This window comes from Streptococcus vestibularis, assembly GCF_900636445.1.
Classification (GTDB): domain Bacteria; phylum Bacillota; class Bacilli; order Lactobacillales; family Streptococcaceae; genus Streptococcus; species Streptococcus vestibularis.
Genome location: NZ_LR134275.1, coordinates 1133844 through 1155544, shown reverse-complemented (window position 1 = coordinate 1155544; position 21701 = coordinate 1133844). Strand labels below are relative to the sequence as shown.

Sequence of the window (21701 nt, the reverse complement as noted above, 5' to 3'; positions counted from 1 at the left end):
AAAAAGGAAGTTGTTAGGAAATGTGTTAAAACCATTTCTTACCAACCTCCTTTTTTGATATAATTGAAGAGACTTAAAAAAATAGAAAGATGAAACATGTACGTACAATTATCTCAACGCCTCAAAGACGTAGCAACCTATGTTCCCAAAGGCGCAAAACTCTTGGATGTAGGCAGTGATCATGCCTATCTTCCGATTTATTTACTTGAAAAAGGCTTGATTACCTCAGCTATTGCTGGTGAAGTGGTAAAGGGCCCTTATGAATCAGCTCTTGCTAATGTCTCAGCTTCTGGCTTCCAAGATAAAATCGAGGTGCGCTTGGCTAATGGCTTGGCTGCCTTCGAATATTCTGATGCTGTCACAACCATCACAATCTGTGGTATGGGAGGACGTCTTATTGCGGATATCCTTGATGCTGGGAAGGACAAACTTAAGGGCGTAGACCGTCTGATTTTTCAACCAAATAATCGTGAAGATGATCTCCGTATCTGGTTGATGGAAAATGGTTTTGAGATTATTGCAGAGTCTATCATGACTGAAAATGGCAAATATTACGAAATCATGGTGGCAGAAGCTGGACACATGAGCCTTTCGGACAAGGAAGTACGTTTTGGTCCTCATCTCATGAAAGACCAATCTCAGGTTTTCCAGCTCAAATGGCAGCGAGAAATAAATAAACTAGAGATTGCCTTAGGTTCCATTCCTCTTGCCAATCAGGCTGATCGTACAGCTATTGAAGATAAAATTCAAACCATTAAGGAGGTCTTGAATCATGTTAGCTAGTGAACTTATTAAGACTTATGAAGAATTCTGTCCACAGGAGTTTTCTATGGAAGGTGATGTGGTTGGCTTGCAGATTGGCAGTCTGGATAAAGAGATTCAGAAGGTCATGGTTACCTTGGATGTTCGTGAAAATACAGTAGCTGAAGCCATTGAAAAAGGTGTGGACCTCATCATTGCTAAACATGCCCCTATCTTCCGTCCGGTTAAGGACTTGGTGTCTTCACCGGATCGTGATATTTTACTTGACTTGGTTAAGCACGACATTGTTGTCTATGTCAGCCATACCAATATTGATGTCGTTGATGATGGCCTTAATGATTGGTTCTGCGAGTTACTTGACATTAAAGACACCACTTATTTAACACAGACTTCTGAAAATCATGGAATTGGTCGAGTGGGTGATATCATGCCACAGACCATTGAAGAACTTGCTCTTAAAGTAAAAGCAGTTTTTGGCTTGGACAGTGTTCGATTGGTTCGTTATGACCATGATAATCCTCTTGTTAGCCGTGTGGCTATTTGTGGTGGTAGCGGTCAAGGATTTTACAAGGATGCTTTGAAAAAGGGAGCACAGGTCTTTATCACGGGTGATGTTTATTACCATACAGGTCAGGAAATGATTACTAATGGTCTCTTGGCTATTGATCCTGGGCATCATATCGAAGCCCTCTTTATCGCAAAGATTGCTGAGAAACTTGAAGCCTGGAAACGTGAGCATAATTGGAATGTGACGATACTTGAAAGTCAGTCATCAACCAATCCTTTTGATCATTTGTAGGAGAATGTGTTTATGACTTGGCTGTTACATCAAAATGTTGTTTTCTTGGTTTTTCTTGCCGGTCTCTTTACCTGGGGATGTACTATTGTTGGCTCAGCCATAGTTTTCTTCTTCAAGAATATTAGCCGTAAATTGCTAGACATCATGATGGCCTTTACAGCAGGTGCCATGATTTTTGTGGTAACAGAGGAATTGATTCCTGAATCACAGACCAATGGTAATACTGATGTGGCAACCTTGGGGCTTATGGTTGGCTTTGTAGTCATGATGGTTATGGATGTGGCCTTGGGATAAATGATTAATGATGAGCTGTACCTATATGTATAGGTCTCAGCTTTTTTCAAATAGATGGAGTTAGAGATGAAAATTGCAATTGTTGGAGCAGGTATTGTCGGTTCAACGGCTGCCTATTACTTATCAAAAGAAAAAGATGTAGAGGTTACTGTTTTTGACCATGGTCTTGGACAAGCAACAAAGGCAGCAGCAGGGATTATCAGTCCCTGGTTTTCTAAACGCCGAAATAAGGCCTGGTATCGTATGGCTCGTTTGGGAGCTGATTTTTACCAAGAGTTAACTTCAAATCTTGAAAATGATGGTTATGACACGAGTTTTTATGATCAGTCTGGTGTGGCCCTTCTAAAGAAAGACGATAGTAAATTGGACGGTTTGTATCAGCATGCTGAGACTAGGCTAGAGGAGTCACCTATTATTGGTGAACTCTCTATAAAAAATGCTGACAACCTCCCTGAATTCGCTGGATTTGACCGTTATCTCTATGCCTCAGGAGGAGCCAGAGTCGAAGGGGCAGAATTGACAGCAACTTTGATTAATGCATCTGGTTTTGAAAAGGTAGAGGGGCCAGTTACACTCTCTTCTCTTGATAATGGGTCTTATGAGATTAATTGTCAAACTTTTGACAAGGTCATTCTCGCTTGTGGTGCCTGGCTAGGTCAAACGCTTGAACCCCTTGGTTTTGAGGTGGATGTTCGCCCCCAAAAGGGTCAATTACGAGATTATTTCTTTGATGGGTTAGATACTGGTAAATTACCAGTTCTGATGCCAGAGGGTGAATTAGATGTCATTCCCTTTGCTGGTGGAAAGATTTCGGTAGGGGCCAGTCACGAAAATGACAAAGGCTTTGATTTAACGGTTGATGAAGCTATTCTAGAAGGTTTGGAGGAGGAGGCTAAGACCTATTTCCCTGACTTAAGTACTGCTAAGTCCTTCTCTGAACGTGTGGGAACTAGAGCATATACCAGTGACTTTTCGCCTTTCTTTGGAGAAGTTCCAGAGCTTAAAAACGTCTTCGTTGCTTCAGGTCTAGGTTCCTCAGGGCTTACAACTGGTCCACTGATTGGAAAAAATCTAGTTGATTTGGCCATGAATCGCTCTGGTAGCTTGGACAGTGCAGATTATCCAGTGACTCAGTACGTTAGGAAGAAAGAGCAATAGTTGTAAAGCCCCTCAACATATTAAAATTTAAGAAAAGGATGACAATCACTATTCCCAAGAGTAATAGTGCAAGAAAAGGATTTCATTCGAAATTCTTATTCCATTTGATTAAGAAAATGGACACTTGTGATTTTCTTAATGAAAGCTTAAGAACATAGGGTTTACCGTGACAAGAGGGCTGAAAAATGCTAAAATATAGGTAATATATTAGAGAAAAAAGGAGCCTTCTTATGAAAGGTATTATTCTTGCAGGCGGTTCAGGGACACGTTTGTATCCACTGACACGTGCTGCATCAAAACAACTGATGCCGATTTACGATAAACCAATGATTTACTACCCACTCTCAACGCTTATGTTGGCTGGTATTAAGGAAATCCTCATTATCTCAACACCACAGGACCTTCCACGTTTTGAAGAGCTCCTTGGCGATGGTTCAGAGTTTGGTATTTCCCTTTCCTACGCTGTACAACCAAGTCCAGATGGCTTGGCTCAAGCCTTTATCATTGGTGAAGACTTCATCGGTGATGATAGTGTTGCTCTTGTGCTAGGGGACAACATTTTCCATGGCAATGGTCTTTCTGCCATGCTTCAACGTGCTGAAGCTAAGGAAAAAGGAGCCACAGTCTTTGGCTACCAAGTTAAGGACCCAGAACGTTTTGGTGTGGTTGAGTTTGACGACAATATGAATGCCATCTCAATCGAGGAAAAACCAGAACATCCAAAATCAAATTTTGCTGTAACAGGCCTTTATTTCTATGACAATGATGTCGTGGAAATTGCTAAAAATATCAAACCAAGCCCTCGTGGAGAACTTGAAATTACTGATGTTAACAAGGCTTACTTAGATCGTGGTGACCTCTCTGTTGAACTTATGGGACGTGGCTTTGCTTGGTTGGATACAGGCACTCACGAAAGTCTCTTGCAAGCTGCTCAGTACATTGAAACTGTTCAACGGTTGCAAAATGTCCAAGTGGCTAACCTTGAGGAAATTGCCTATCGTATGGGTTACATCACTAAGGAACAGGTCCTCGAATTGGCACAACCGCTTAAAAAGAATGAATACGGACAATATTTGCTCCGTTTGATTGGAGAAGCATAATGACTGAACAATTTTTTGGAAAAGAACTAGCTGCACGTAAGATTGAAGCTATCCCAGGTCTGCTTGAATTTGATATTCCTGTTCATGGAGATAACCGTGGTTGGTTTAAGGAAAACTTCCAAAAAGAAAAAATGTTGCCACTCGGTTTTCCAGAATCATTTTTTGCAGAAGGAAAATTGCAAAATAACGTTTCTTTCTCACGTAAAAATGTTTTGCGTGGCTTGCACGCCGAGCCTTGGGATAAATACATCTCAGTAGCAGATGAAGGAAAGGTTCTTGGAACATGGGTTGACCTTCGTGAAGGCGAAACTTTTGGGAATACTTACCAAACAGTTATTGATGCTTCAAAAGGAATCTTCGTTCCTCGCGGTGTTGCCAATGGTTTCCAAGTTTTGTCTGATAAGGTTGCATACAGCTATCTTGTGAACGACTACTGGGCACTTGAACTCAAACCAAAATACGCCTTTGTCAACTACGCAGACCCAAGCCTTGATATCAAGTGGGAAAACTTGGAAGAAGCAGAAGTCTCAGAAGCAGATAAAAATCACCCATTGCTCAAAGACGTCAAACCACTAAAAGCAGAAGATTTGTAAAAACGAGCTTTGCACAGCAGTACCTCGACTGCAAGGAGCATTATAAGATCGTTCCTACCCTAGTGAAAACAAGATTTCCTCAAGGAATCTTGTAGGGAAATTCAGAGACTTCGGCTTCGGATTTAGCCATGAAATCGAAGGGTTGCTGGCGTCCCTCACTAGCGAAAGGAACGAATAAGAAAAAACAATATTTTTTGGAGAAAAAATGACTGAATATAAAAATATCATCGTAACTGGTGGCGCAGGTTTCATCGGTTCAAACTTCGTACACTATGTCTACAACAACCATCCAGACGTACATGTGACTGTCCTTGACAAACTCACTTACGCTGGTAACCGTGCCAACATTGAAGAAATCCTTGGTGATCGTGTTGAATTGGTTGTTGGTGATATTGCTGATGCTGAATTGGTTGATAAATTGGCTGCTAAGGCTGATGCCATCGTTCACTATGCAGCTGAAAGCCACAATGATAATTCATTGAACGACCCATCACCATTTATCTACACAAACTTCATTGGTACTTACACACTCTTGGAAGCTGCTCGTAAATACGATATTCGTTTCCACCACGTGTCAACAGACGAAGTTTATGGTGACCTTCCATTGCGCGAAGATCTCCCTGGTCACGGTGAAGGTCCTGGTGAAAAATTCACAGCAGAAACAAAATACAACCCATCATCACCATACTCATCAACTAAGGCTGCTTCAGACCTTATCGTTAAAGCATGGGTGCGTTCATTTGGTGTTAAGGCAACTATTTCAAACTGCTCAAACAACTATGGACCATACCAACACATCGAAAAATTCATTCCACGTCAAATCACCAATATCTTGTCAGGAATTAAGCCAAAACTTTATGGTGAAGGTAAAAACGTTCGTGACTGGATTCACACTAATGACCACTCAACTGGTGTTTGGGCCATTCTTACTAAGGGACGTATCGGTGAAACTTACTTGATTGGTGCTGATGGTGAAAAGAATAACAAGGAAGTTCTTGAACTCATCCTTGAAAAAATGGGTCAACCAAAAGATGCTTACGACCGTGTCACAGACCGTGCTGGTCACGATTTACGTTACGCTATTGACTCAACAAAATTGCGTGAAGAACTTGGTTGGGAACCACAATTCACAAACTTTGAATCAGGTTTGGAAGAAACAATCAAGTGGTACACCGATCACCAAGACTGGTGGAAAGCTGAAAAAGAAGCTGTTGAAGCTAACTACGCTAAGACACAAGAAGTGCTTAAATAATTGGAAAATCTATCACTTATAAGCTAGTGATAGATTTTTCTATTAAGAATTGTGAGGAGAGATGATGCATAGAAAAGAATGGATTGAATATTTTGAAGCGATTAATAATCGTAAGTCCACTATTCAAGAGTGTCAGCAGGCCCTTTTAAAAGGTGAATTTGTCATGGAAGAAAAGCAAGCTACTTTTTCTAGCAATAGTAAATCTGGGACTGAAGAAGTCATATTTTTACCAAATCAGATGACTGGTCAATTACTCCTCTGCACAGCAGCTTGTCTTTGTTAAACAGAAAAAGTTTGGTAAGAAGACTTTTATAGGTTTTACCATTGCTTTATTTCTTGTCGTAGCAACAAGTCTTGGATTCTTTTTGTTTTCTTCTAAAGGAACAAACTTAGGGGGTTTGTGGGTAAATGGTAATAATGATGGGCTTGTTTATGATTTAAATGGGAAGAAGTCAAAACTCGTTGCAGGCTATACGGAAGAAGAAATCAAAGAAATCTCTACTGGTAAGAAAGCTGGACAGAAGTTTGAAGCAAACTTAGAGAAACTCAGTGATTCAAAACTAAAAATTATTGCTGATTTTGACAAGAAATATCAATTATAAACAAAAGAGGTCATACTGGTAACGACGGAAGATTCTGGCTACTATAATCTGATTCAGAAAGTTGGGACAAACTTTGTTCTAGGTTTAAGCTCATCAGAACTAGCCCACTACGGATCAAAAAACAAAGATTTAAAAAAGAGCTATCTTTTTCATAAGGCAGGGGTTCCCAAAGTTTTTGTTGGAAAATGGAAGACATTTAATTATGAAGATGAATCAGAAGGAGAAGCGGTTATCTCTGAAAATGGTGTTATGACTACAGATTATGATGATATAGATATATTAATTGTTAAACCTTTGAAAGAATATCTGGTGGACAAAACTGGTAAAGTAGGTAATGGTAAGGTGCAAAAAGAGTTTGCTAGAATACAGAAGTCTCTTAAGTCACATGGTTACCAAGGTAAGAGTGTTAATGATATCTACCATGACGAGAAAGGTTTATACTATTTTCTAGTTGTGAATGGTGGTAAGCGCATTACTGTCTTGGAAGATGGCTACGATCATCCCTATTCAGGTTATCTTGAAAGAGAAGGTACTCGCTAATATCAGATAAGATAAGGAGTACTTAAATAATAGTCAAAAGTCTATCATTCCTGTGGGAGTGATAGGCTTTTTTGGTTAAAAGAATATATTAACTTATGACAGCGATACAATTAATTACATAAATGTTACAAAAATTACACAAAATACTTGTTTTTTGTAATGAAATAGATATAATAGACATATAGAAAAGAGGTTTATGAAAATGAAAAGAAAAGTTATTCGTGTTTGCTCACTTGTTTTGTTGTCTGTAGCTGTTTCTATAGCTCTTGGTGGATGTGGCTCTAAGTCAGAAAAAGACACTGCAGCATCATCGACAACGTCAACTTCTAAAGTAGTGAAGTCATCTGCTAAAACACAAACATCTGAGAAGCAGTCTGCTAAAAAGGCCAAGACAGAAGCTTCAAAGGATTTTCAAGGCCAAAAAGAAGCGAGCGCTCCTGAAGCAAGCTCTTCAAAAAATCAAGCTACAGCTGGAAATGATGCTCAAGGAGGAACAAGTAGCAGTGCTGCTTCTGAGTCAAACAAGTCTAGTCAAGCAACAGCTGATACTCAAAGTGATGCTCCTGTTCCAGCAGCATTAGTGGGAACTTGGACTGGTACGAGTCCACAAGCAACAGACATTAGTTTTACAGTTGATGCCGAAGGAAACATCACTTCAAAGGCAAATTTCAATGTTGATTACGAACCCTATCGTCAAAGCTCTACAACTGCAAAAGCTGTTCAAATTTCTGGAAATCTCTATGTTTGGGAGGGTGGCGATTTTTCTACCTTGCTTCCAGGTATTACAGGCCTAGGGGGAGCTGGTTTCCAAGCTAAGCCTGGCTTTATTCTTAAAAATGGAACTTATACGCCAGTTCAATTCATCTCTGACTTGGGACCAACCTTTGATTATAGCAACTATAATGCTTTCCCATTCTCATTAACAAAATAAAGTAAAGAAGCTATCTGGAGAGATGGCTTCTTTTTTGGCTCAAACTCTTATCATTCGAAGTCTCATTTCTGCTTAAAAAATGGTAGAATAGTTACATGCAAACAAAACCAACGTCAGCCTATGTGCACATTCCATTTTGCACACAAATTTGTTATTATTGTGACTTTTCTAAGGTCTTCATTAAAAATCAGCCCGTTGATGACTACCTGAGTGCTTTGATTCGTGAGTGGGAGCTTTTAAATATCAAGGAGCTTCGTACCCTTTATATTGGTGGGGGGACCCCAACGGCTATTTCTGCAGAGCAATTGGATTACCTTTTGAGCAATCTTCAGAAGAACTTGGATCTGTCTAAGCTGGAGGAGTTTACTATTGAGGCTAATCCCGGGGATTTGACGGTTGATAAGATTGAAGTGCTCAAAAAATCTGCTGTTAATCGCGTCTCTTTAGGGGTTCAGACTTTTGATGACAAGCACTTGCGTCAAATTGGTCGCAGTCATAATCAAGCACAGATTTATGAAAGCATTGATAGCTTGAAGTCTGCTGGTTTCCATAATATTTCCATTGACCTCATTTATGCTCTGCCTGGTCAAACCATGGATCAGGTCAAGGAAAATGTGAGAAAGGCACTGGAACTGGATATTCCACACCTAAGTCTCTATAGCTTGATATTGGAACATCACACGGTCTTTATGAATAAGATGCGTCGAGGTAAGCTTAATCTACCAACTGAGGACTTGGAAGCAGAGATGTTTGACTATATTATCCAAGAGTTGGAAAAAAAAGGTTTTGAGCATTATGAGATTTCCAACTTTACCAAACCTGGGATGGAGAGTCGTCACAATCTCATGTACTGGAATAATGATGAGTATTATGGTGTGGGTGCTGGAGCCTCTGGTTATGTCAATGGTGTTCGTTATCGCAATAGAGGACCTATCCAGCATTACCTTAAGGCTATAGCTGAGGATGGTCATGCTAGACTTCACGAGGAGCATCTGACTAAGGCGGAGATGATGGAGGAGGAGTTCTTCCTTGGTTTGCGTAAAAAATCAGGTGTATCTATTAAACGTTTTGAAGAGAAGTTTGGCTTGTCATTCGCGGATACTTATGGAGACATTGTAAAAAAACTACAGGAAGATGGGCTCTTGGTCAAGGATCCAGAAGTTGTTCGTATGACCAAACGAGGACTCTTTTTGGGTGATAGTGTCGCTGAACAATTTATCTTGGAGGATTAGATGGGATTAAAATTTAGTATTCCTTATCAGATTCCGTTTTATGAGACGGATATCACGCATCAGGTAAAATTACCACACTTACTGGCTTTTTCATTGCAAGTATCCGGTATGCAGTCAGAGTCTCTGGGAAATACGGATAAGGACGTTTTTGATAAATACGGTCTGGTTTGGATTGTGACAGACTATGCGATTGAGATTGACCGTTTGCCTCGCTACAATGAAAAGGTGACAATTACAACGGAAGCTATTTCCTATAATAAGATTTTCTGTTACCGTAATTTTTACATCACAGATGAAACTGGTCAACAAATCATGCTCTTTAAGACTACTTTTGCCCTTATGGATTATGAAACGCGTAAGGTAGCCGAAGTGCCAGATGAGGTGGTAGCACCTTATGGGGCTGAAAAAACTAAAAAGTTACTTCGGGGTCCTCGCTACAAGGTTTTGGAAAATCCAATTGAGACGCTTTATCGTGTGCGTTATTTTGACCTAGACATGAATGGCCACGTTAACAATAGTAAGTACTTAGAGTGGATGTTGGATGTTTTCAATTTGGACTTTTTGACCAAGTACACGCCAGCCCATATTGATCTCAAGTACGTTAAGGAAATTCATCATGGGTCAGAAATTTATTCTGGCTATGAGTTTGACCAAGAAAATTTGAGCAGTCAACATCATATTTGTGTTGATGGCAATATTAATGCTCAGGCCATTATCCAATGGAAAGAAATAGGAGACGAGTAAGATGACATATAAAGGTTATTTGATTGATTTAGATGGAACCATTTACAAGGGTAAGGACCGTATTCCTGAAGGGGAGGCCTTTGTTAAGGAGTTGCAGAAGCGTCAAATTCCCTATCTTTTTGTGACTAATAACAGTATGCGTACACCAGAAATGGTCCAAGAGCTTTTGCGTAATCAGTGCGAGTTGGAAACGCCTCTTGAAACTATTTATACAGCAACCCTGGCGACAGTTGACTACATGAATGATATGAATCGTGGTAAGACAGTTTATGTTATTGGTGAAACTGGGCTTAAATCTGCTATTGCGGATGCGGGATATACGGTAGATGAGGAAAATCCTGCTTATGTGGTAGTGGGATTGGACCGTGAAGTCACTTATGAAATGTTGGTAAAGGCAACACTTGCTATCCAAAAAGGAGCTATGTTTATTGGGACAAACCCAGATTTGAATATCCCAACAGAACGCGGTCTGCTTCCAGGTGCTGGTTCACTCTTAGCTCTTATCGAGGCGGCTACACGTGTGCCCCCAATCATTATTGGTAAGCCTAAAGCTATTATCATGAACAAGGCTCTTGAAATCCTTGGAACAGAACGTAGCCAAACTATTGTGGTTGGTGATAATTACTTGACAGATATTACAGCTGGCATTAAAAATGACTTTCCAACACTTCTTGTGACGACTGGTTTCACCAAGGCGGAAGAGGTTGCGGATTTACCAGTAAAACCAGACCATGTACTTGCTAGTCTAGCGGAGTGGGATTTTGATGCGAACTAAGATTGAAGCAGTGTTGACTCCCATTTGTCTCCTAGCCTTGTCTATTCTAGTTACGATTTACCTAGCATGGGGCTTCTATTATTTTGATGTTGATTGGATGCGTCTTTTGGACTATGTCATTATCGGAAAGACGGAGCTTTGGCATAATTTCAATGTCCTCATGCGGTACCTGACTTTTCCTTGGGTAAATCATCTGGCCATGCCTGATTTTCCGTCGTCAGAGAGTGGTCTTAAGCATTTTCATGATGTCAAGTGGCTCTTTCATCTGGTTCAGGTCCTTATTGTCCTACTGGTTTATCCAGCTGTGGGCTTTATTTGGCGAAATGTGAAGAAGGGGACTTTTGGTCTCTATCGTAGACTTTATCTGAGTCTAGCTGTTTTACCAATCCTTATTGGAGTAGTGGGACTTTTCCTAGGATTTGATCAGTTCTTCATTCTCTTTCATGAGGCTCTCTTTCCTGGAGATAGCAGTTGGCTCTTTAATCCAATGTTGGACCCGATTATTAATGTTTTGCCAGAAGAATATTTTCTTCAATGTTTTGTGATTTTCTTTATAATTTATGAGGGAATCATGGTGAGTTTGACCTGGTTGGCCCATAAGCAGCTTACAATGTATTTGAAAAATAAGGAGTAGTTATGTCTATTCGTGATAACCATTTGCATACCCATCATTCCTATGATTCGGATGCGGTTTTTACTGATTATTTGACACATTTTGATGGCGAGATTGTAACGACTGAGCATTATGATCTCTCTAATCCTTATACCAAACAGGACGATGTGCCCGAGTATGAGGCCTATAGTCGTGAGATTGAAAGGCTTAACCGTAAGTATGGCAATCGTATTAAACGAGGCATCGAAATTGGTTATTACAAGCCTAGAGAAAGCGATATTTTAGACTTTTTGGATGGTAAGGACTATGATCTCAAACTGCTTTCTATTCACCATAATGGGGTTAATGATTACCTTGATGATGAGGTAGCTGATATGGACAAGGCTAGCATTATTCAAGAATATCTGGACAAGTTGGAGTATGCCATTGGTCGTGTGGACGCAGATGTTCTGGCCCACTTTGACTATGGTTTCCGCCTTTTTGATGTGACTGTTGATGAGCTAAAAGCCTATGAGAATCAGCTTAAACGTATTTTCCAGAAAATGATGGCTAATGATTTGGCTTTTGAGCTGAATGCAAAGAGCATGTATCTCTATCATCACGAAGACCTATATCGTTATGCGCTAGGCCTTGTTAAGGATTTGGGATGTCGCAAGTATTCTATTGGGTCTGATGGACATAAATTAGAGCATTTCCGTCTGAACTTTGATAAGATTCAGGAGATCTTGAGAGAATTCGGCATTACGGAAGATATGATTATATAGTGAAGACAGCTTCAACTGAAGCTGTCTTTTTCTTAAGGAAAACTTAAAGAAAAGGCGTGGTTGTGGGAATTATAGAAGATTTTAAGATTTGCTTGTTATGCTAATTTTAAGCAAAAGAAACTTATGGTTTCTATCTTATCTTTCACAATTGGAGGTCTTCTATGAAATTTCTCAAAAGGCATGCCTATGCCTTACTCTTTACCCTTTTTCTGATGGGGGCAAATGTCTACTCTCTCTTAAAGGTCTTTGTCATTCCCTCAGCGGTCTCAACGGTTTCAGCCAATACGACTAGCTCAACCACAGCGTCGTCGACGACATCTACCAGCACTGGTAAGGTAACTAAGACGGATACGACTTATAAAGATGACAATATGGATATCAAAATCACGACAGGTAAAACCAGTGATACCACATACTATGTGGCAGATATCAAGCTTTCGAGTGCAGATTACCTTAAAACGGCTTTGGCACAAAATACCTATGGGACCAACATCACCGAGACTACTTCAAGTATTGCCCAGCAAAACAATGCAATCTTTGCCATCAATGGTGACTACTACGGAGCTAATCAGTCGGGCTATGTGATTAAAAATGGCCAAGTCTATCGTGATACTGATCGAAACAGTGACTACGAGGATCTTGCTGTTTATTCAGATGGTAGCTTCAAGACCTTTAAGGAGAGCGATACAACAGCTCAAAAATTGGTCGATTCAGGTGTGGTCAATACCTTTGCCTTTGGTCCAACCTTGGTTGAAAATGGCAAGATAGCTGTCTCAAAAAATGAAGAGGTTGGTCAAGCCATGGCTGACAATCCACGTACAGCCATCGGGGTCATCGAAGAGAGTGATGGCAGTGTGCACTATATTGTCATTGTCTCTGATGGTCGTACCAGTGAATCGTCAGGGTTGACTCTCTATGAAATGGCAGAGTTGATGAAATCCTATGGTGTGACGACAGCCTACAACCTTGACGGTGGTGGCTCATCTACTATGTACTTCAATGGTCAAGTCATTAACAAGCCAACCACAAACGGAAACAAAATTTCAGAAAGGGCGGTGAGTGATATTGTTTACATCGGTTACTAAAAAATCAGCTAGACAGCACTTTTTCACCTACATTGGTTTAACCATTTTTAGTCTAGTATTTACATTTGTTTATGAACGCTTTTCTTATGGTGAATCCTCCATGTTTATGCGCATGATGTTCTTTGCACCATTGGCCGGAGCACTTATCTATCTACTTACTGGACTGGGAATGTCCTGGCTGAAAACACGTCTTTCAAAACTTCTCTTTAATTCGTCTATCGCAGTTGTAGCAAGTGCCTGTTTAGTTAAAGGCATTGTTGAAGTCTCAGGACGTACAACTAGTGTAGATATGCCCTATTGGTATGTTGCTGCGGGGCTACTTTGTTTGAGTATTATGACAGGATTTATCAGACCTAGAAAATTGGCTTAAAAATGAAAGCTTGGGGTAATGCTCCAGTCTTTTTGTCTTGCCTTGAAAAATTATTTAGGATAAATATACAACTTATAAATGGAGACATTATTTTGAATTAGGAAATGGACTAAAGAGATCTTCATAAAAATAACAGAGATTGATTTTTGTGATAGGAATATAGATAAAGGGAGACTTTTTCTAGTGATGGAAGTACCTGAAACTAATGCACTTAAGGCATTCGGAAGTTTTGAGAGTAGAGCAGCTTGGGAAACTGTTTTATTTTGAGGCTAAAAATTAGATCACCTACAAGAGATTGGTGTGGCAGGAACCATTGTTGGCAAAGCCTACTATAACGGCAATATCACATTGGACCAACTCAAGTCTTTCGGAGGTTAATATGCTTAAAAAACGTATTATTCCTTGTTTGGATGTCAAGGATGGCCGTGTCGTCAAGGGGGTTAATTTTGTGAATTTGACAGACGTTGGAGACCCTGTTGATTCTGCGCGTGCCTATTATGAGGCTGGTTGTGATGAACTTGTTTTCTTGGACATCACAGCGACTTCAGATAATCGCGAAACAACGGTTGACATGGTGCGTCGTGTTGCCGATCAGGTCTTTATTCCTTTCACGGTTGGGGGTGGTATCCGTTCAGTTGAAGACATGAACAAGATGCTTAAAGCTGGTGCTGACAAGGTTGCGATCAATTCCTCAGCCCTTGCCAACCCGCAACTAATCGCTGATTGTGCTCAAAAATTTGGAAATCAGTGTGTCGTGGCTGCGATTGATGCTAAAAAGATGGCTGATGGGAGCTGGCATGTTTTTGTGGCAGGTGGCCGTAAGGATACAGGTAGGGATCTCATCCAATGGGTGCAAGAAGTTGTCGCCTTGGGAGCTGGAGAAATTCTCTTGACCAGTATGGACAAGGACGGAACCAAATCTGGTTTTGATTTGGAAATGCTAAATCGTGTGGCGGAAGTCGTTGATGTTCCGATCATCGCTTCTGGTGGTGCGGGAAATATTGAGGACATTGTAGAGGTCTTTGAAAAGACAACAGCGACGGGTGCTCTGGCAGCCTCTATCTTCCACTTTGGTGAGGTAAATATAGGCGAAACCAAACAAGTCTTGGCAAATGCAGGAATTGAGGTGAGACGATGACAGAGGTTAAACTTGATTTTGACAAACAAGGAGGACTGGTGCCAGTCATTGTGACAGACTACAAGACGGGACAGGTGCTCATGTTGGCCTATATGAATGAGGAGTCCTATCAGTTGATCATAGAGACCAAATAAATGCATTACTGGAGCCGTTCTAGAAACGAGCTTTGGCATAAGGGAGCCACATCTGGTCATTTCCAACATGTCAAAAGCATCAAGACAGATTGTGATCAGGACACCTTGCTTATCGCTGTGGAACAAGAAGGAGCAGCCTGTCATACAGGAGCCTACAGCTGTTTCTTTACGGATATATATATATGACAGACAAGACAGATAGGAGTAGATATGTTAGAAACACTTTATAAGGAAGCCTTAGATCGTAAAAAAAATCCCAAAGAAGGCTCTTATACCAATTACCTTTTTGACAAGGGCCTAGACAAGATTCTTAAAAAGGTTGGCGAAGAAGCAACAGAAGTTGTGATCGGAGCTAAAAATGCTGATAAAGAAGAAATTGCCAACGAGACAGCAGACGTCCTCTATCACCTAGCAGTCATGCTCGTTGAAACAGAGGTTAGCCCTGAAGACGTTGAAGCCGTTCTTAAAGCACGTCAGGGCAAGCAAAGCAATGTCCATGACCGAAAAGAAGTAACGGATTATTAAGGATATCTCAACCAATTGATACTAAGAATAAAAGCTTGAAGTGAATGTATTGAAAAATATTCAAAAAAAGTTTAAGTAATTAATTTTTCTTTGAGAAATCATTTGTAAAACCAAAAGACATCTCCAAAAACTAGTCGGAGATGTCTTTTTGTCTTACAAATTCTTTTTCTTTTTAGCTTTTTTGGTTAGGGCAAGGTCACAATTTTCAATACTTGAGATAAGATGATTAGTTAATTGGAAGTCGTCCATTTGGGGATTCAAGTCCACTTCGTAGACCAGTTGCATGGTCTCCCCTCCACCTGTGGTGTTAAGGGAGATTAGGTCACATTCGCTAGTGAAATTGAGCAAGGCTTTAGTGATTTTTTGGTCAATCAAGTCCTGATGGGAGACATTAATAGTCAGGAGCCTACGACGTTGGTTGTCGGTACGACTTTGACGATTTTCCAAAAGGAGCCAAACAGCTAAAAGAAAGATGGTAAAGAGTAAAGCCAGTAGCAGATATCCTGTCCCAGATGCTAGACCAATAATCATGGACATAAAGACGGCGATTAGTTCTCTGGAACCACTGGTAGCTGAACGAAAACGAATGAGACTAAAGGTCCCCGCCACGGCAATAGAGGTCCCCAAACTACCATTAACCAGAAAGATGACTAGGGTCATCAAACATGGAAGTAGGGTCAAACTGATGACAAATTCCCTGGTGTAGAGAGTTCGGTATTTATAAGTCCAGGTAAGAGCTAAGCCCAAAACAAGGCTGACCAGTAAGGCCAGCATGAGTTGAAGGGGACTTGCAGTTGCGGTCGCATCGTTAAAAATAGAGTTGAAGAGATTAGACATAGGTGACACCTCCTTTTTCTCGAACTGGATGTGGCCCGTAGTCCAGACCTTGAGACTTATGATAGGCACAGCTGTATTTGGAGAATTTCTGCTCTTCCAACCCATGTTTGTCTAAGATGCTTTGCAGCCAGTTTGGCTTTTGGCCAGGTGCCTTGATTTCCATGATTATCGTATCTTCATCAAGAAGACTAAAACCATGATTTCCTTTGAAAAGACTGACGTCTTCATCACGGTAAGTCAGATTTTGGTCTAGGGTAACACGAACTTTATTGTAAGCATATCCTTCGATACTTTCTTTTTCTTTCATCGAAAAACGGTCGTAGTAGATATACATACGAGGTTTGAGACCTTCATCGTAGCGTTGACGTAAGTGTTGAATATCCTGTAAGAGCTGACGATCAGTGATTTGACCATGGTTCTTACCATCTGTCATCAAGTTAGTGATGGCAAGCGGTGTTGAAACGAGACGAAACTTATGACCGATTCCTTCATCATCTTTGGCTTTGATCTCTAGAAATACCTTACTATCAATTTTGGGATTGGCTAGGTAGGTACGCATACGGATTTTCTCTTGACGGTGATTACCATCTAAGGCATCTTGGATGACGTCAAAATTATCCGTATCAAAGTAAATATTTGAAATGGTAGATGTCGGATAGTCATCCTCTACCAAATACTCCTTAAGATCAGTGAGCAGGTCTTCAAGATTTTCCTTTGAGACCACATATTTTGTTTCAATACGTTTAAAACGTGTTTCCAATTGTTTAACCATGAAAAACTCCTTTTATAGATAAGATACAAAGCTGTACAGCAACTCACAGGAAAATAGAGTGTTGTCGTAGCACACCTACCCTTAAACAGTCGCCTTATTCTTTTTTGTTTTATAGTAAAAAATTGAGTGTAAATGTACTATCTCTATAAAGCACTTACTTGCTCGCCTATTAGTCTATGGAACTTTTCTGAAAGAAGTCCTAAGCCAAACTTTCACCAAACTTAACTTAAGATAAGTTTCAGTTAATCTTTAGAAATGTTTTAGGTAAGTCCCGTAAACTGTAATCATCCAAACGAACACGAGAGGAAAAAATATGAAATCAAAAAAACTAAAAAAATGGACGACTTTATTAACTTGTGCGACTGCTCTAACAATCATGACAGCGTGTAGCCAATCAAACAGTCAAGCAACGGGGACTACGTCAAGCACGACATCAAAAACAAGTGCTGTAACAGCAACGACTAGTAAGAAAACGAATAAGAATAACAGCAACTATTTTACTTCTAAAGATTCTGATACCTCTTATAACGAGAGCTCAGCTTCTAAGATTAAGTTGTCAGGCTCATCTGCGGATGTTTCAGGTGATGGCGTAACGGTATCAGGTTCAACTGTAACCATCTCTAAATCGGGTACCTACGTCATTTCAGGAAAATCCGATGGTGTGCAAATCAAGGTGGACGCCGGTGATTCAGATGATGTCCATATTGTTTTGGATGGTGTTACCATGACAAATACAAATGCAGCAATCAACGCCACAAAAGCCGGGCATGTCTACCTGACGCTTAAAGATGGAACCACTAGCACCCTCTCTGATTCAAGTTCTAATAATGATGAAGATGCGGATGCTGTGATTTTCTCTAAAGGAGATTTGACCATTAACGGTTCAGGTACCCTAAATATTGATGCCAAGAAAAATAACGGTATTAAAGCAAACGACAGTCTTCATATGACTGGCGGTACCTATAAGATTTCCTCAGTCGGTGATGCCTTCAATGTCAACGATGAACTTAATATCACAGGAACAACCATGACCATTGAAGCGGAAGAAGATGGCGTTAAGGTCGACAACGATGACGACACCTCAGTAGGGACCATGTATCTATCTGACAATACCATGACCATTAAGGCTGGTGACGACGGTATTCATGCGTCCGGTGACCTGATTATTGATAGTGGTACTTACAAGGTTGAAAAATCAACCGAAGGTATCGAAGGTAAATCTGTGACCATCAATGGTGGAAATATCGATGTCTATGCAACGGATGATGGTGTCAATGCGGCCAATGCTAATGCCAGTCAAAGTGAGATTTTCTTCAAGATGACCGATGGAACCCTAAATGTTGAGGTTGGCGAGGGCGATACAGACCCAATTGACTCTAACGGCGATATTATTGTATCGGGTGGAACGATCAATTTGACTGGTCAGTCTGGCTTTGACTTCGACGGTTCAGCGACCTATACTGGTGGTGACATTACTATCAATGGTGAGAAACAAACTAAGATTGAAAACTCAATGCCTGGCGGCGGTGGCCCTCAAGGTGACGGTGGTCCCCAAGGTGGTGGGCAACCAGGTGGCTTTGGCGGAGGTCACTAAAGAGTCATAGGATGAAACAGAAAGGAAGTGCCTATGTATATTATTATTCCAGCTTATGAACCAGACAAACGCCTGATTCAGGTGGTTCAAGATATTACTTTAAAACTCCCTAAATCACGGATTATTATTGTCAATGATGGGAGCGGTCCACCCTATGACGACTTTTACGACGAAACAGCCCTTTTTGGAGCTACGGTCCTTAAACACCCGATTAATAAAGGAAAAGGAGCTGCTCTAAAGACTGCTTTCGCTTATATCCAAGAAGAAGTGGTCAGCCAACATCTGTCTGCTCAACCTATAGTAACAGTTGACAGCGATGGTCAGCATCTGATTAAGGATATTGTCCGTGTGGCCAAGGCGACTGAGGAAAATCCAAGTCATCTTATCTTGGGTGCGCGTGCCTTTGTAGGTAAAGTACCAGCACGAAGCCGCTTTGGAAATAAAGTGACTGCGGGGCTCTTCCGTCTAGTAACTGGTCAGAAGGTAACGGATACCCAGACTGGTCTTCGAGGAATGTCAACAGACCTTATCCCATGGTTGATTAATCTAGATGGCAATCGTTTCGAGTACGAGTTTAATATGCTACTTGAAGCCAAGAAGTCAGGCTACCAAATCTCTGAAGTCCCAATCGAGACCGTTTATCTGGAGGAGAATAAAAGCTCGCACTTTCGGCCCATTCGTGATTCCATCCGTATTTACAGCCCTTTTTTAAAGTTCTCTGGCACGGCCATCCTGGCCTCAGTCATTGATGCAACAGTCTTATTTGTGCTCTTTACCTTGACGAAAAACCTCCTCCTTTCAGTCGTGCTAGCGCGTGTCATTTCGGCTTCAAGTCAGTGTTTGCTAAATGCAAATGTTGTCTTCAATCCGACAAGTTCTCTCTTTAGATCAAGTGTTCGCTACTTTATGTTGGTCTTGGTTCTCTTAGCTTGTAACTATTTCTTGCTTAGCAGCTTAGTGGCTATTGGTTTAGGGCTGGTTGTGGCTAAATTACTTACAGAAACCTTACTATTTTTAATCAGCTATAGGGTTCAACATGACCTTGTCTTTGCTTGATATCTGGATTGAAAATTGCAATCCAGTTAAATAGACTGTGTTTAATTCTCTCATAGCTTTAAAAAATTTCTAGAAAATAGAAAAACTACCGTTTTCAAGATTCGGTAGTTTTTAATGTTTATCGAAATATAAATCAATTTAAATTACGATTAAAAGAATAAAATGATATGAAAAATGAGATATTTGAGTGAAAAAAACATGATATAATGAGAATGTTTGAATTATGTAGATTTTCATTTAAACTAGGAAAATGAAATGAGGACCTAAAATGGGGAAAAAGGTACATTACACGCTTCACAAAGTTAAGAAGCAATGGGTGACGATTGCTGCTATGTGTAGGTGGTGCTACAGTAGCTAATCAAAAGGTTTCAGACGATCAAACAACTGAATCAGTTTCTACTTATGATTGAACAAGAGATTTCTGCTAAACAATCAACAGAATGGCTTCCTCAGGCAATTACTTCATTTGTTAAGGAACAATAGCAGTGGAGTGTTGCAACAGAAAACTATACTCTGGCTGACCATCTTCAGGGTGGGGACCTCCTCTTTGTCTATAGTGATGTAACCTCATGGGCTAGCTCAAATTATCGTATTCTTAGTCGCACACCAAGTAATGAAGATGGTTCTCTTAGTGGTTATGAGATCCTTCTTGCAAACGATGTGGATACTTCAAATCCAGTTGTACAAGCTGAGCAGTTGAACAAAATCCACTACTTCATGAACTGGGGTTCAATAGTTATAGGTGAGAAGGATGCTAATTTTGATGGTATCCCTGTTGATGCGGTTGATAATGGACAACAAACTCCGTACAGCTGTTTTGACTCACTTGACGACACGTGTATACTATGGTGAACTCTACACAGATGATGCTCGATACATGGCTAAGCAATCACCATATTACGATGCCATCACAACTCTTTTGACTAACCGCATGAAGTATGTTTCAGGTGACCAATCAATGAAGGTTGATTCATTTGGTGGCAAGGAAATCTTGTATTCAGTGCGTTACGGTAAAGACATTATGTCTGCTGATCAGATTAGGGGTGTTGAAACTATCAAACATTCAGGTTTGTTGACTCTTATTACCAACGACTCAAACTTCTAAGATTTTATTGAAAATGATAGCCAATATACTAATAAGTTGATTGCTGAAAATGCAGAGCTCTTTAAGTCATGGAGAATTACACCATTCGAGATATAACCTCAATATTTATCTGCAGACGCTCATACCTTCCTTGACCTAGTTATCCAAAATAGTTATTCCTTTGCGAACTGCTATGACCTTAACGGTGAGCAACAACAATAAATACGGTTCAAAAAAAGACCTTCGTGATATCCTCAAGGCTCTTCACAAACAAATGTATTCAAGTCATTGCTGACTGAGTTCCAGATCAATTGTACACTCTTCCAGGGAAAGAAGTAGTTACAGCTACTCGTACAGATATGCACGGTAAGGTGTTGGATGATACTAGCCTGGTTAATAAACTTTATGTGACAAAAACTAGGTCATCAGGTGATGATTTCCAAGCACAGTACGGCGGTGCCTTCCTAGACAAACTTCAAAAGCTTTATCCAGAAATCTTTAAAGAAGTTATGGAAGATTCGGGTAAGACGATTGATCCCTCTGTTAAGATTAAACAGAGGAAAGCTAAATACTTTAACGGTACAACCATTCAAAAACGTGGCTTTGACTACGTTCTCAGTGATGGTAAATTGTACTTCAACGTTAATAATAAGGTACCTCCTTACCAGTAGTTTCGACTGGTGATACCGGAGCTAAGACTGGATTTGCTTATGATAGTACAGGTTTGACTTATTACACAACATCAGGAACTCAAGCTAAAAGTCAATTTGTGACTTATACTGGTAAACAGTATCACTTTAACGATAAGGGTTACCCTGTGACAGGTGAGCAAACTATCGATGGTTCTTACTATTACTTCTTACCAAATGGTGTGATGTTTGCTGATGGTATCATTAAGAATGTTAAAGGTCAATCATTGGTTTATGGTAAGTCAGGTAAATTGACAA

At 40.3% G+C, this 21701-nt stretch carries 25 protein-coding genes and 3 pseudogenes; 26 read left to right on the top strand and 2 right to left on the bottom strand.

What is annotated here, in order from left to right; all coding sequences use genetic code 11:
- The first annotated feature begins 96 nt into the window (after nt 1–96).
- From EL076_RS05945 to hisE, 22 genes and pseudogenes are all read left to right on the top strand, one after another.
- Nucleotides 97–783, top strand: a complete 687-nt coding sequence (locus EL076_RS05945; protein ID WP_003092791.1) for a tRNA (adenine(22)-N(1))-methyltransferase — start codon at nt 97–99, stop codon at nt 781–783.
- Nucleotides 773–1561, top strand: a complete 789-nt coding sequence (locus EL076_RS05940; protein ID WP_003092812.1) for a Nif3-like dinuclear metal center hexameric protein — start codon at nt 773–775, stop codon at nt 1559–1561. The genes EL076_RS05945 and EL076_RS05940 overlap by 11 nt, the downstream gene beginning before the upstream one ends.
- A 12-nt stretch (nt 1562–1573) precedes the next feature.
- On the top strand, nt 1574–1855 hold the full coding sequence (locus EL076_RS05935; protein WP_003092589.1) for a ZIP family metal transporter: 282 nt from the start codon (nt 1574–1576) through the stop codon (nt 1853–1855).
- 66 nt (nt 1856–1921) lie between these two features.
- On the top strand, nt 1922–3013 hold the full coding sequence (locus EL076_RS05930; protein ID WP_003092619.1) for an NAD(P)/FAD-dependent oxidoreductase: 1092 nt from the start codon (nt 1922–1924) through the stop codon (nt 3011–3013).
- 230 nt (nt 3014–3243) lie between these two features.
- Nucleotides 3244–4113 carry a glucose-1-phosphate thymidylyltransferase RfbA gene (gene rfbA, locus EL076_RS05925; RefSeq protein ID WP_003092398.1) on the top strand — a complete coding sequence of 290 codons (870 nt, stop codon included), beginning with the start codon at nt 3244–3246 and terminating at the stop codon, nt 4111–4113.
- Nucleotides 4113–4706: a dTDP-4-dehydrorhamnose 3,5-epimerase family protein gene (locus EL076_RS05920; protein WP_003096935.1), complete on the top strand. Its 594-nt coding sequence runs from the start codon at nt 4113–4115 to the stop codon at nt 4704–4706. Before rfbA ends, EL076_RS05920 begins: the two co-directional genes overlap by 1 nt.
- Nucleotides 4707–4911: 205 nt before the next feature.
- Nucleotides 4912–5958 carry a dTDP-glucose 4,6-dehydratase gene (rfbB, locus tag EL076_RS05915; RefSeq protein WP_003096936.1) on the top strand — a complete coding sequence of 349 codons (1047 nt, stop codon included), beginning with the start codon at nt 4912–4914 and terminating at the stop codon, nt 5956–5958.
- A gap of 64 nt (nt 5959–6022) precedes the next feature.
- Nucleotides 6023–6241, top strand: a complete 219-nt coding sequence (locus tag EL076_RS10305) for a hypothetical protein (protein ID WP_126429651.1) — start codon at nt 6023–6025, stop codon at nt 6239–6241.
- A 115-nt stretch (nt 6242–6356) separates the two neighbouring features.
- Entirely contained in the window at nt 6357–6560 is a 204-nt protein-coding gene (locus EL076_RS05905) for a hypothetical protein (protein ID WP_169309486.1), read from the top strand.
- Nucleotides 6561–6809: 249 nt separating this feature from the next.
- Nucleotides 6810–7100, top strand: a complete 291-nt coding sequence (locus tag EL076_RS05900; RefSeq protein ID WP_003092659.1) for a hypothetical protein — start codon at nt 6810–6812, stop codon at nt 7098–7100.
- 196 nt (nt 7101–7296) lie between these two features.
- The gene (locus EL076_RS05895; RefSeq protein WP_039976174.1) at nt 7297–8031 is read left to right on the top strand and encodes a hypothetical protein; all 735 of its coding nucleotides are present in this window, start codon (nt 7297–7299) and stop codon (nt 8029–8031) included.
- A 95-nt stretch (nt 8032–8126) separates the two neighbouring features.
- On the top strand, nt 8127–9263 hold the full coding sequence (gene hemW, locus EL076_RS05890) for a radical SAM family heme chaperone HemW (RefSeq protein ID WP_003092450.1): 1137 nt from the start codon (nt 8127–8129) through the stop codon (nt 9261–9263).
- A complete protein-coding gene (locus EL076_RS05885; RefSeq protein WP_126429648.1) occupies nt 9264–10007 on the top strand; it encodes an acyl-ACP thioesterase domain-containing protein in 744 nt (247 codons plus the stop codon). It begins immediately after the preceding gene.
- Between the two features lies 1 nt (nt 10008).
- Entirely contained in the window at nt 10009–10782 is a 774-nt protein-coding gene (locus EL076_RS05880; protein ID WP_003096954.1) for a TIGR01457 family HAD-type hydrolase, read from the top strand.
- Entirely contained in the window at nt 10772–11416 is a 645-nt protein-coding gene (locus tag EL076_RS05875; RefSeq protein ID WP_126429646.1) for a TIGR01906 family membrane protein, read from the top strand. Before EL076_RS05880 ends, EL076_RS05875 begins: the two co-directional genes overlap by 11 nt.
- Nucleotides 11417–11424: 8 nt before the next feature.
- Complete coding sequence (locus EL076_RS05870; RefSeq protein WP_126430151.1) at nt 11425–12159, top strand: PHP domain-containing protein; 735 nt, start codon at nt 11425–11427, stop codon at nt 12157–12159.
- Between the two features lie 161 nt (nt 12160–12320).
- Nucleotides 12321–13244 carry a phosphodiester glycosidase family protein gene (locus EL076_RS05865; protein ID WP_126429644.1) on the top strand — a complete coding sequence of 308 codons (924 nt, stop codon included), beginning with the start codon at nt 12321–12323 and terminating at the stop codon, nt 13242–13244.
- Nucleotides 13225–13614 (top strand): hypothetical protein, encoded by a 390-nt coding sequence (locus tag EL076_RS05860; protein WP_164555403.1) that lies wholly within the window; start codon nt 13225–13227, stop codon nt 13612–13614. Before EL076_RS05865 ends, EL076_RS05860 begins: the two co-directional genes overlap by 20 nt.
- Nucleotides 13615–13890: 276 nt before the next feature.
- Nucleotides 13891–13992, top strand: a pseudogene (locus tag EL076_RS05855) (1-(5-phosphoribosyl)-5-[(5-phosphoribosylamino)methylideneamino]imidazole-4-carboxamide isomerase); the annotation flags it as partial.
- A gap of 1 nt (nt 13993) precedes the next feature.
- Nucleotides 13994–14752: an imidazole glycerol phosphate synthase subunit HisF gene (gene hisF / locus EL076_RS05850; protein WP_003092820.1), complete on the top strand. Its 759-nt coding sequence runs from the start codon at nt 13994–13996 to the stop codon at nt 14750–14752.
- A pseudogene (gene hisI / locus EL076_RS05845) lies at nt 14749–15088 on the top strand (phosphoribosyl-AMP cyclohydrolase). The gene hisF and the pseudogene hisI overlap by 4 nt, the downstream one beginning before the upstream one ends.
- Nucleotides 15089–15096: 8 nt before the next feature.
- The gene (gene hisE / locus EL076_RS05840; RefSeq protein WP_126429640.1) at nt 15097–15411 is read left to right on the top strand and encodes a phosphoribosyl-ATP diphosphatase; all 315 of its coding nucleotides are present in this window, start codon (nt 15097–15099) and stop codon (nt 15409–15411) included.
- Between the two features lie 153 nt (nt 15412–15564).
- Here hisE and EL076_RS05835 read toward each other — a convergent pair whose 3' ends face one another.
- Both EL076_RS05835 and EL076_RS05830 read right to left on the bottom strand, forming a co-directional pair.
- Nucleotides 15565–16248, bottom strand: coding sequence for a DUF4956 domain-containing protein (locus EL076_RS05835; protein WP_003092561.1), 684 nt, complete (start codon nt 16246–16248; stop codon nt 15565–15567).
- Nucleotides 16241–17020: a polyphosphate polymerase domain-containing protein gene (locus tag EL076_RS05830; protein WP_126429638.1), complete on the bottom strand. Its 780-nt coding sequence runs from the start codon at nt 17018–17020 to the stop codon at nt 16241–16243. The genes EL076_RS05835 and EL076_RS05830 overlap by 8 nt, the downstream gene beginning before the upstream one ends.
- Before the next feature lie 313 nt (nt 17021–17333).
- On the opposite strand from EL076_RS05830, the gene EL076_RS05825 reads away from it, so the two are divergent.
- The 4 genes and pseudogenes from EL076_RS05825 to EL076_RS05810 all read left to right on the top strand — a co-directional run.
- Nucleotides 17334–18614, top strand: a complete 1281-nt coding sequence (locus EL076_RS05825; RefSeq protein WP_126429636.1) for a carbohydrate-binding domain-containing protein — start codon at nt 17334–17336, stop codon at nt 18612–18614.
- A gap of 33 nt (nt 18615–18647) precedes the next feature.
- Nucleotides 18648–19670 carry a glycosyltransferase gene (locus EL076_RS05820; protein ID WP_003093013.1) on the top strand — a complete coding sequence of 341 codons (1023 nt, stop codon included), beginning with the start codon at nt 18648–18650 and terminating at the stop codon, nt 19668–19670.
- Between the two features lie 268 nt (nt 19671–19938).
- Nucleotides 19939–20028, top strand: coding sequence for a KxYKxGKxW signal peptide domain-containing protein (locus tag EL076_RS10570; protein WP_082311352.1), 90 nt, complete (start codon nt 19939–19941; stop codon nt 20026–20028).
- Nucleotides 20029–20183: 155 nt separating this feature from the next.
- Nucleotides 20184–21691: pseudogene (locus tag EL076_RS05810) on the top strand (glycoside hydrolase family 70 protein); the annotation flags it as partial.
- Nucleotides 21692–21701: the final 10 nt, after the last annotated feature.